Here is an 11949-nt window from a genome sequence, read left to right on the forward strand (position 1 = left end):
CAACTATAACAGGATCTATAGGAGTGGTATCTGTAATTCCTGAGATAAGTGGATTAATAGAAAAAACAATGGTTAATATAGAAAAAGTAGAAAAAGGGAAGTACTCTGGAATGAATTCTTTGACAACAAAGATGACATCAGGGGAGTTTGAAAAGATAAGGGTATCTAGTCTTGGAATATATGATGAATTCAAAGAGAGAGTTAGTTCAGGAAGAGATATTCCTTTAGATAAATTAGAAAACATTGCAGGGGGAAGAATCTGGTTAGGAGAAGAGGGAGTAGAAAATAGACTAGTCGATGAAATTGGTGGACTAGAAACTACTATAAAAACTTTAGCATCAGATTTAAAATTAGAAGATTATCAAGTAATTGAAATAACAGAGAAAAAAGGAATGTATGAAACTTTATTGGGATATAAAAATATATATAGCAAGGTAGAAAGTTTTATAAAAGCTCCTATGATTGAAACTACACGGTTTGAAGCGAAAAAACCACTTTTATTAATGCCTTATGAATTTAATTAAATTATTGACACTTTCCTAGGTGGATATGCTATACTTTTAGAAAGTGTAAAGAATTCTTTAAAGAGTATTAGCAATGTTTTATGAATAATTATCGACTTATTTTATAACTTAATAATATTGTCATAAATAAGCAAGAATTACATTTAAATAAAGAGAATGAATAAAGGGAGGAACAACAATTGGTTAGAAAAATTAAATCTAAAGGAAATAAAGCGGCAGGAAATCAAGGGGATATCTTAAAGCAAGCACAAGTAATGCAACAAAAGATGTTAGAAATTCAAGAAGAATTAAAAGGTAAAGAATTAGAAACTTCAGTAGGTGGAGGAGCAGTAAACGTTAAGATTAATGGACAAAAAGAGATTCTTTCAATAAATATCTCAGATGAAATCTTAAAGGAAGCTGTAGAAGATAATGATAAAGAAATGTTAGAAGATCTTATTGTATCAGCAGTAGGAGAAGCAATGAGACAAGCTGAAGAATTAGCAGAAAAAGAGATGTCATCAGTAACTGGTGGAATGAATATTCCTGGATTATTCTAAGAGTAACATCAAATTATATCTAAAAGAGCTTTAGAGCTCTTTTTTTTGTATAATGTTATGTTCATTTTTTTGATTTACAGTGATTTTTTACTGGGAATATAAAAAAGTTGTGCTATAATAAGTGGTATAATTAAATTTTATAATTAGTAAAGGAATAGGGAGTGAACCGATGAAGGAACAGAAAAAGTATAAGATATTTGGATTACTAATTTACTATATCTTAAGAGTTTTATCTAAAACTTATAAAGTTGAAAAGATAAGTGCAGAAGGAGTTATGGATGAAAATGCGGTATATGTTTCATGGCATAATAAAATAGTTCCTATTACTGTGATTATGGATAAATTAAAGAAGAAAGCTGCTCTTGCTAGTGCTTCTAAAGATGGTGAATTAATAAGTGTACCTCTAGAAAAATTTGGGTACAAAGTAGTCAGAGGTTCTAGTGGAAGAGACGCAGTTAAAGGTCTTTTAAAAATGGTTAAATTCTTAAAAGATGGATATATTGTTGGGACACCAGTAGATGGACCAAAAGGTCCAGTATACAAAGTGAAACCTGGAATGCTATTTTTAGCTCAAAGGTCTGGGAAAAAATTAGTTCCAATTGGTGCCGCTTCTAAAAATAAATGGGTATTTAAAAAAACTTGGGATAAGATAGAATTGCCTAAACCATTTTCTAAAATAGTTTGTATCCTAGGAAAACCTATAAGTATTGCACCAGATGAAGATCTGAATGTAGTGGCGTTAAGGGTAGAAAAAGTTTTATTAGAGTTAGACAGGCAGGCAGAAATCAAAATAAATAAAAAATAATAAATATTAAAACAGAAGGAGATATATTATGAGTAAGAATTTTTATGTAACAACACCTATATATTATGTAAATGGAGATCCTCATGTGGGAAGTGCTTATACAACTATAGCAGCAGATGTATTAGCTAGATATAAAAAAACGATGGGTTATGATGTCTTTTTCTTGACTGGCTCAGATGAACATGGTCAAAAAGTTGAAGAAAAAGCCATTGAGATGGGATACACTCCTCAAGAGTGGACAGACAAGATGTCAGTTAGATTTAAAGAGATGTGGGAAAAATTAAATATAGATAACAATGATTTCATCAGAACAACAGAAGATAGACATAAAAAAGCTGTACAAAAAATAGTTCAAAAAGTATATGATAATGGAGATATATACAAAGGATCTTATGAGGGGAAATATTGTGTTTCGTGTGAAACATTTGTTCCTGAAAATCAAATTGTAGGAGAGAATGGATGTCCAGATTGTGGAAAAGAGCTAAGTGTAGTAAAGGAAGAATCATATTTTTTTAAAATGAGTAAATATCAAGATATGTTATTAAAACATATAGATGAAAATCCTGAATTTATCCTACCTAAAAGCAGAAGAAATGAAGTTATATCTTTTATAAAGCAAGGTTTGATGGATCTTTCTATCTCAAGAAATACTTTTGATTGGGGAATTCCTTTAAAGATAGACCAAGATCATATTACTTATGTATGGTTTGACGCACTTACAAACTATCTAACTGCTATAGGGTATGAAAACAATGAAGATATGTTTTCTAAATTCTGGAAAGACGGAGAAATAGTACACCTATTAGGAAAGGATATATTAAGATTTCATGCTATAATCTGGCCTTGTATGCTATTAGCTGCAGGGGAAAAACTACCTGAGAAGATAGTAGCTCATGGATGGTGGACTGTAGCAGGAGAAAAGATGTCGAAATCAACGGGAAATGTAGTAGATCCTATTTCAGAGATAGAAAAATATGGTGTAGATGCATTTAGATATTTCTTACTTAGTGAAGTTCACTTTGGAAGTGATGGAGACTACAACACGACAGCTATGATAAATAGAGTAAATGCAAATTTATCTAATGACCTAGGGAACTTACTAAATAGAACTTTAGGAATGTATAATAAATACTTCGGTTCTGTAGTTGAAGCAGGAGAAGGTCATGAGGTCTATGATGATGAAATTAAGGCATTATGGGAAGAAACATTGGTAGAAGTAGATAGATACATGAATACTGTGGAATTTTCTAAAGCGCTAGAAGCTATATTTAAATTTGTATCAAGAATGAATAAATATATCGATGAAACTATGCCTTGGGCTCTTGCTAAAACTGATGAAGGGAAACCTAGACTAGCAGTGGTACTAAAAAACTTAGTAGAAGCATTAAATAAAATAGCGGTAATGGTATATCCATATATTCCAGAATCAGCATCTAAGATGTGGGAACAATTAGGAATTGATGGAGATATAAAAACTGCCAAAGTAGAAGATATTAAAGCATGGGATATCTTAAAAACTGGACATAAATTAGGAGAAGCTACTCCTATCTTCCCAAGGTTGGAAAAACCTGTAGAGAAAATAACATTGGATATAGATGAAAACTTGGTTATTGAAAATCCTATTGATATTACTGATTTTGAAAAAATAGAGATGAAAGTGGTAGAGATATTAGAAGCAGAATTAGTAGAAGGTTCTAAAAGATTGATTAAATTCAAAGTAGAAACAGGATCTGGGATCAGACAAATAGTATCTGGAATAGCTAAAACTTATAAAAAGCCAGAAGAACTAGTAGGGAAAAAAGTTATGGCAGTATTGAACTTAAATTCAGTAGAGTTGCAAGGTGAAATATCACAAGGTATGCTACTGACTACAGTGGAAAAAAAGAAAACTAAATTAATCTTTATAGATGAAGCTGTAAAAGTAGCTAGTAAAATAAAATAGCTTAAAACTTATTTTTTTATAAGACCCATAAAAAAATAAGAAAAATCCAGTATTTGGAGGTAAAAAGATGATGAAAATTACAAAAGCAGTTATACCAGCAGCAGGATTAGGAACTAGAGTATTACCTGCAACTAAAGCTCAGCCTAAAGAGATGTTGACTATCGTAGATAGACCATCATTACAATATATAGTAGAAGAATTAGTAGAATCTGGAATAACAGATATAGTAATAGTAACAGGAAGAAATAAAAATTCTATAGAGGATCATTTTGATTATTCATATGAAGTAGAAAAAACACTAGCAGAAAAAGGTAAATTAGAACTATTAAATAAGATAAAACATATATCTGATATGGCTAATATATTTTACGTGAGACAAAATCATCCTCTAGGATTAGGACATGCAATATTAAAAGCTAAACCATTTATAGGTGATGAACCATTTATTATCGCTCTAGGTGATGACATTATGTATAATAAGGAAAAACCTGTAACTAAGCAACTTATTGAAAATTATGAGAAACATGGTAACAGTGTAATAGGGGTTCAAGAAGTCGCAGATGAAGATGTATCTAAATACGGGATTGTAAAACCAATTAAAAATTTAGATGAAGACACTGTCTTGATGGAGGACTTTATAGAAAAACCAAACTTAGAAGATGCACCTTCTAAGATGGCCTGTCTAGGAAGATATCTATTGACTAGCGATATATTTAAACATCTAGAAAAGCAAGGAGCAGGTGTAGGTGGAGAGATACAACTTACAGACTCAATCTTAGCTATGATAAAAGATGGAAAAGATGTAGGAGCATATAGATTTAAGGGTAAAAGATATGATATTGGTAGTAAACTCGGTTTACTTAAAGCTAATATAGAGTTTGGTCTACGTAATGAAGAGACAAAAGACGGACTGAATGAATATTTAAAGACAATAAAGTTATAATAAAAATAAAGGGTGTAGAAGGGGAAAATCCCTCCTATACTCTCTTTTTGTTTTAAAAAAAGTGTTTGATATGGTATAATTATGAGTAAAAATAACGAAGGTGGGTGGAGAGAAATTGAATATTAACCAAACAGTAGCGGAAGAGTTAAAAATTAAAGTGGAACAAGTGGATAATACGATAAAATTATTGGATGAGGGAGCTACCGTTCCTTTTATTTCAAGGTATAGAAAAGAAATAACAGAAAATTTAGATGAAGTAGTAATAAGAGAAATATTAGAAAAAATTACTTATATGAGAAACCTCGAAAAAAGAAAAGAAGAGGTTATAAAATTAATAGGTGATCAAGGGAAGTTGACAGAAAAATTAAATGCTGCTATTTTAGGAGCAAAAAAATTACAAAAAGTGGAAGATTTATATCTACCATATAAAAAGAAAAAGAAAACTAAAGCTGACGTAGCTATAGAAAATGGTTTAGAACCTTTAGCTATGTATATGAGAAAATTAGGGATAAAATTATCTGATATAGAAGAAGAAGCAAAAAAATATATAAATGAAAATATCCTAGAATCAAAAGACGCTATAGACGGAGCTAAATTGATTTTGGCTCAAAATATAAGTGAAAAAGCTAAATATAGAGAAAACATAAGAGAAAGAATGTTGAAATTTGGAGAAGTTAATACAACTTTGGTCAAAAAAAATAAAGAATTAGATGAGAAAAAAACATATGAAGATTACTATGAACATGTAGAAAATGTTTCTAGAATGCCGTCTCATAGAATATTAGCTGTAAACCGTGGGGAGAAAGAAAAAATTATATCTGTGTCTATTAAATTAAATGATAAAACTAAAGAGATGATAGAATTCCATCTACTCAGTGAATTCATAAATAGAGATCTAAAAGAATTTTATTTAGACGTAGCAAAAGATGCTTTAAGTAGACTTATTTTACCATCTGTAGAGAGAGAAGTTAGAAATATAATGACTGAAAAAGGTGAATTAGACGCCATTAAGATATTCAAAGAAAACTTAAAAAACTTATTATTGCAACCACCTTTAAATGAAAAGAACATCTTAGGTTTAGACCCAGCATATAGAACAGGGTGTAAAACTGTCGTTATAAATTCAGATGGATTTTACCAAATGGATGATGTATTATACCTAGTAAAGGGGATGCATAATCCTGTTAAATTACAGGAAGCTAAGAAAAAAATATTGGGATATATAGAAAAATATAAGATCGATATCATAGCGATTGGAAATGGAACTGCATCTCGTGAAACAGAAGCTTTTGTAGCAGAACTATTAAAAGAAGTTAAAGAAGATGTGAAATATCTTATTGTAAATGAAGCGGGAGCTTCGGTATATTCTGCATCAAAAATAGCTGCAGAGGAATTCCCTGATTTTGATGTAACAGTAAGAGGAGCTATATCTATCGCTAGAAGAATCCAAGATCCATTGGCAGAACTAGTGAAGATAGATCCAAAATCCATAGGAGTAGGGATGTATCAACATGATGTAAATCAAAAGAAATTAGAAGGATCTTTAGGAGATGTTATAGAGGGAGTAGTAAACTCAGTGGGGATAAATGTAAATACTGCATCTTGGGCATTACTAGCCTATATATCTGGTGTAAAGAAAAATGTAGCAAAAAACATAGAGGAATATAGAAAGATAAATGGGAAATTTACTACTAGAAAAGAATTGCTAAAAGTTAAAGGGTTAGGAGCAAAAGCTTATGAACAAATGGCTGGGTTCTTGATAGTGCCTGAAAGTAAAAATCCACTAGATAATACTATAATTCATCCAGAATCTTATAAGGTTGCGGAAAAGATGTTGAAAAACAATAAGACTACTTTAGCTCAGTATAAAGATGATTTAGAAGGTGTAAGATCTAATTTAAAAACTATGGATTTAGAAGAGTTTATAACAAGGGAAGAAGTAGGGAAAGAAACTGCAAAAGATATCTATGAAGCATTGGTTAGAGATAGAAGAGACCCCCGAGATGATATACCAAAGCCGCTCCTAAAATCAGATGTATTAAAAATATCTGACCTTAAAGAAGGAATGGCATTAGAAGGGACGGTAAGAAACGTAGTTAACTTTGGAGCTTTTATCGATATTGGATTGAAAAATGATGCACTTCTACATATATCTAAATTTGAAAAAAGAGTGGTAGATATGACAAGCGAATTGGCAGTAGGAGAAATAATAAAGGTAAAAGTAGATAGTATAGACCATAATAGAAATAGGGTAGCATTAACTAAGAAAGGACTATAAAATGAAACTAAAAAGAGATTCGTTACTTTTTAAAACAATATTATATAATGATTTGTCTATGCTGCTTACTGGGCTAACAATAATAGGATTAGTTGTTATTTTTGTGTTCAAAGAATTAGAAAAAAACTTTTCTATTAAAGCTGTAGAAAAATTTCAAGTGGTAGAGGATATGTTAGATATAAGAAATGCGGAATTTATTAATGAACTCACAAAATTAACTAATTTTAAAGAATTTGTAGAAGAAGACATTTTTATAGATTCTATCCGAACAATGGAAGAAAATAAAGAAATATATGAAAATATGAAAAAAGAATTGATTTCTAAAAATTTTAGTCTCTATCATGAATCAAGATTGACAATAATAGGAAAAAATGGATCAATATTAGATGTAAATGGTATGCATTCTGAGATAAATAATAAATTTATTAAAAATCTGAGAATAATAAGAAATAAATTATCTATGACTATAGATTCTGTTATGTATGATGAATTAGAAGAAAGATTTTATTACGAAATTGTAATTCCTGTAGAAGAAAACAAGGAGATATATGCTGTTTTAGTAGAAGTACCCTTGGAAAAAGATTATTTTAAAGGTAATAAATATCTTATTGTAGCAGACCATGATGATGTAGAAGATATAGGATTATATAGGACTAGAGAGCCGTTATCTTTAAATGCCATGGAATTAAATCGGTTAAAAAAGGAAAAACCTAAGCTGATAAAATTAAACGGAAAAAAATATAATGTTAAAAGTTTGATTCTAAAAGGAATAGATTATAATATTATTTCTAGGCCAGTATTAAACTCTTTAGGAAGTGAAGTTGGCTATCTGGTTTTGAGTTTGGCAGAACCAGCATTGACTAAGTTTAAAAGAGGAACTATGTCTTTAATAATATTAGCCACAATATTTTTAATCTTACTTAATTCATTTATAATAAATGGGACATTCAAACAACTTCTAATGCCTCTAGAAGAACTTTCTTTGGCTGTAGATGATATTGCATCAGGAAATTTAGACAGAAATGTAAGGTTGAATGGGACCAGTGAGATAAAAATATTGAGTCTTGCTACAAAAAAAATGGTAGAAAAATTAAAAAATAGTAACTTTATACTAGAAGACCAGAATGAAAAATTAAAGGCTTATATCCATAGGGTAGAGGGAGTAGAAAAACTCCTTCTAGGTGTAAGAAAAGAACCTAGTGATAAAGGGATCATAGATCTAATATTAAAAGGGTTCACTTCTGGAGTAGGTTTAAATTATGATAGAGCGATATTCTTTGAGTATAGTAATGAACATGGATGTCTGGTAGGTAGTAAAATAAGGAAAAATAGAAATATAGTTAAAGAAGATAAACTTTCTAGTTTTGATCTTAGATATGAAACTATGAAAGAGATAGTTCCATTGATTAAGATAAAAAATGATGATAACTTATTTCATAAGGCTATATTAGAGAAAAAAATTATCTTTGAAAACAGAAGAGGGTATAAGATCTACTTAGGTAGTGAACTTCTTATGGGATTTGGTTTGAGTAATTTTATGATCTTGCCTATCTTTAATGGAGAAAAAAACGTGGGATGTATCCTGATAGATAATTATATCTCTGGTAGAAGAATAGAACTAGAAGATGTAGAATTATTTAATGTGATTCTTTTAAATGTTGGAATACATTATGAAAATCAGCAGATTGGATTGGAAAAAATAACTAATGAAAGAGATATAGCAATAGGTCGTATGTTTAAAAAAATTATTTACAGAAGAAATAAAGTAATTGAAAAATATACTCTTATGATGATGAAGCTTTACAAGAATGACCAAATAAATAGTGACGCTTTTAAAGAATTTAGAGATGAGATATGTAATATCAATAGGGAAGACTCGATATTATTTGATTATTCCGATAAAAAGGAGTATAATTTTGAGAAATTAAAAATCAATAAATTCTTAACTGAAGTAGTAGAAAGTTATGTTAGATGTAATCCAAATAGAGATATTTCTCTATTTTTAGGAGAAGAAGCCACTTTCTTAGGAGATTCTATAGAACTTACTAAAGCATGCCGTGAGATTATAAATAATGCACTAAATGCAATAAGTGGAGTTACAAATGGTAGAATTAATATAATATCTAAGATAACTAATGAAAGTATAAAAATAAAAATTCTTGATAATGGATCAGGAATATCTGCAAAGGCTTTAGGGGAAAATTTATTTGAACCATTTGCTAGTGGAAGTGAAGAATCGTCAGGATTGGGCCTTGCTATTGCTAATAAGATAATCAGTAGCCATAGAGGTATTATTAAAATAAAATCAGAACTAGGTGAAGGAGCAGAGATAAAAATAATTTTAAATAGATATAAGGAGGATATGAATGTCTGAAGAAAAGAAGGATTATGGGAAAACCCTAAATCTCCCAAAAACAAATTTTCAAATGAGGGCTAATTTAGCTGGAAAGGAACCTCAAATGTTAAATGTTTGGAGAAAACAAAATATATATGAGAAGAGTTTAAAAGAGGGTGCTAGGCAATTTATATTGCATGATGGACCTCCGTATGCCAATGGAAACATCCATATTGGACATGCATTAAATAAAATATTAAAAGATATTATATTAAAATATAAAAGGTTACAAGGTTTTGATGCGCCATACGTTCCAGGTTGGGATACACATGGACTACCAATTGAATTTAAGGTTGCAGAAGAATTAGGAGATAAAATAAAGGATATGCATCCTCTAAAAATTAGAGAAAAATGTACTAAGTATGCTAAAAAATGGGTCGAAAAGCAAAAAGAAGGATTTAAAAGACTTGGAATATTGGCTGAATGGGATAAACCTTATTTAACTTTAAATCCAGAATATGAAGCGGAGCAATTAGAAGTATTTAAAGAGTTATATGAAAATGGATATGTCTTTAAGGGGTTAAAACCTATACACTGGTCACCTGTAAGTAAAACAGCTCTTGCAGAGGCAGAGATAGAATATCATAATCATAAATCTCCTACAATGTTTCTCAAGATGGAGGCTAATCCTGACGCATTAGAAGTAATGGGTGTAGACGAAGCTTCATTTGTAATATGGACAACAACTCCTTGGACAATTCCTGCTAATATGGCTATTTGTTTAAATGAAAAATTTGACTATGGTATCTATAAAACATCTAAAGGGAACTTAGTAATGGCTGAGGAACTAGCAGAGAGCGCATTAGCTAATATGGGAATAGAAGGCGCTGAATTAATCAAGAAATTTAAAGGTGGGAAATTAGAAAAATTAACATATAAGCATCCATTCTTAGATAGAACTGGGTTAATTATTCTAGGTGAACACGTAACTTTAGAAGCAGGTACTGGATGTGTACATACAGCTCCTGGACATGGTCAAGATGACTATGTAGTATCTACAAGATATGGTATTGAAGTAATTTGTCCAGTAGACCAAGATGGTCATTTGACAGATGAAGCAGGGGAAAGATTTGCTGGAATGTACTATCAAAAAGCAAATAAAGCTATCTTAGAATATATGGCAGAAACTGGTCATTTATTACATACAGAAATAATAGAACATTCTTATCCACATGACTGGAGAAGTAAGACTCCAGTAATCTTTAGAGCAACTGAACAATGGTTCGTAAAGATAGAAGGATCAGATATTAGAGAGAAAGCGTTAAAAGCATTAGAAGACGTAGAGTTTTTACCTGCATGGGGAAGAAATAGATTAACTACTATGATGGAAAATAGACCTGACTGGTGTATCTCTAGACAAAGAACTTGGGGAGTACATATCCCTATCTTCTATAATAATAAGACTGGAGAGGAAATATTCAACTCTGAAATAGCTGATAAAATTATTGCATTGGTAAAAACTGAGGGATCAGGAGCATGGGTTAAATATTCAGCTGAAGAATTAATTGGAGAAGAATTATTAGAAAAATATAACTTAAAAGATATAGAATTAAGAAAAGAAACAAATATAATGGATGTATGGTTTGATTCAGGAGTATCTCATAGAAGTGTATTAAATACTAGAGATTATCTGAAAAGACCAGCAGATCTATATTTAGAAGGATCGGATCAGCATAGAGGTTGGTTCCAAACTTCATTATTAACTTCTATCGGTTCTACAGGAGATGCACCTTATAAAGCTATCTTAACTCATGGATTTGTAAATGATAAAGACGGTAGAAAGATGTCTAAATCGGTTGGAAATACAGTAGATCCTATGGATATAATAAATACATATGGAGCAGATATCCTAAGATTGTGGTGTGCATCTGTAGACTACAGTGATGATGTAAGAATATCTGATAATGCAATTAAACAAATTTCTGAATCTTATAGAAGAGTTAGAAATACAGCTAGATATATTCTAGGAAATATAAATGACTTTAATCCTGCAACGGATAAAGTAGATTATGAAAATTTAACAGAGATAGATAAATGGGCACTACATAGATTAGAGATATTAAAAACTAATGTAACAACTAACTATGACAAATATGAATTCTATAACTTATTTAATGATGTTCATTATTTTGCAGGGTTAGAGATGTCAGCATTCTATCTTGATATAATCAAAGATAGACTATATGTAGAAAAAACTGATTCAATAGCTAGAAGATCAGCGCAAACTGTTATGTATGAAGTATTAGTAGCTATGACTAAAATGATTTCACCTGTGTTATCGTTTACAGCAGAAGAGATCTGGGGTAAATTACCAGCAGAAGCTAAAGATACAGATTCAGTATTACTAACTTCTTGGTATGAGGCTAATCCTGAATGGATCAATGAAGAGTTAGGAGCTAAGTGGGAAGAAATTTCAAAACTTAGAAAAGAAGTAAATAAAGTATTAGAAAAAGCTAGACAAGGTGAAGAAAAAATAATTGGTAATGCATTAGATGCAAAATTAGAATTATATATAGCTGATGA

General features: G+C 30.5%; 8 protein-coding genes. All 8 read left to right on the plus strand.

From position 1 onward, the window contains the following. Positions 1–524 (plus strand): S49 family peptidase (locus WBG30_RS06070; RefSeq protein WP_424503753.1); only part of this gene is annotated, 524 nt, incomplete at its 5' end. Between the two features lie 179 nt (positions 525–703). After that, a complete protein-coding gene (locus WBG30_RS06075; protein ID WP_424503754.1) occupies positions 704–1063 on the plus strand; it encodes a YbaB/EbfC family nucleoid-associated protein in 360 nt (119 codons plus the stop codon). 169 nt (positions 1064–1232) lie between these two features. After that, entirely contained in the window at positions 1233–1868 is a 636-nt protein-coding gene (locus tag WBG30_RS06080) for a lysophospholipid acyltransferase family protein (RefSeq protein WP_424503755.1), read from the plus strand. Positions 1869–1896: 28 nt separating this feature from the next. Beyond that, complete coding sequence (metG, locus tag WBG30_RS06085; RefSeq protein WP_424503756.1) at positions 1897–3810, plus strand: methionine--tRNA ligase; 1914 nt, start codon at positions 1897–1899, stop codon at positions 3808–3810. A gap of 67 nt (positions 3811–3877) precedes the next feature. Then, on the plus strand, positions 3878–4753 hold the full coding sequence (gene galU / locus WBG30_RS06090) for a UTP--glucose-1-phosphate uridylyltransferase GalU (RefSeq protein WP_424503757.1): 876 nt from the start codon (positions 3878–3880) through the stop codon (positions 4751–4753). A gap of 115 nt (positions 4754–4868) precedes the next feature. Then, positions 4869–7031, plus strand: a complete 2163-nt coding sequence (locus WBG30_RS06095) for a Tex family protein (protein ID WP_424503758.1) — start codon at positions 4869–4871, stop codon at positions 7029–7031. Position 7032: 1 nt separating this feature from the next. After that, complete coding sequence (locus tag WBG30_RS06100) at positions 7033–9405, plus strand: ATP-binding protein (protein ID WP_424503759.1); 2373 nt, start codon at positions 7033–7035, stop codon at positions 9403–9405. Further along, the coding region (ileS, locus tag WBG30_RS06105; RefSeq protein ID WP_424503760.1) for an isoleucine--tRNA ligase at positions 9398–11949 on the plus strand (2552 nt) is incomplete at its 3' end. The genes WBG30_RS06100 and ileS, both read left to right, overlap by 8 nt.

The sequence above is a fragment of the Psychrilyobacter sp. genome (genome assembly GCF_049671765.1).
In the GTDB taxonomy this organism is placed as follows: Bacteria; Fusobacteriota; Fusobacteriia; order Fusobacteriales; family Fusobacteriaceae; genus Psychrilyobacter.

Coding starts and splice junctions, on each gene's coding strand:
- WBG30_RS06080 (WP_424503755.1), top strand. CDS start 1,233: ATGAAGGAACAGAAAAAGTATAAGATATTTGGATTACTAATTTACTAT.
- metG (WP_424503756.1), top strand. CDS start 1,897: ATGAGTAAGAATTTTTATGTAACAACACCTATATATTATGTAAATGGA.
- galU (WP_424503757.1), top strand. CDS start 3,878: ATGATGAAAATTACAAAAGCAGTTATACCAGCAGCAGGATTAGGAACT.
- WBG30_RS06100 (WP_424503759.1), top strand. CDS start 7,033: ATGAAACTAAAAAGAGATTCGTTACTTTTTAAAACAATATTATATAAT.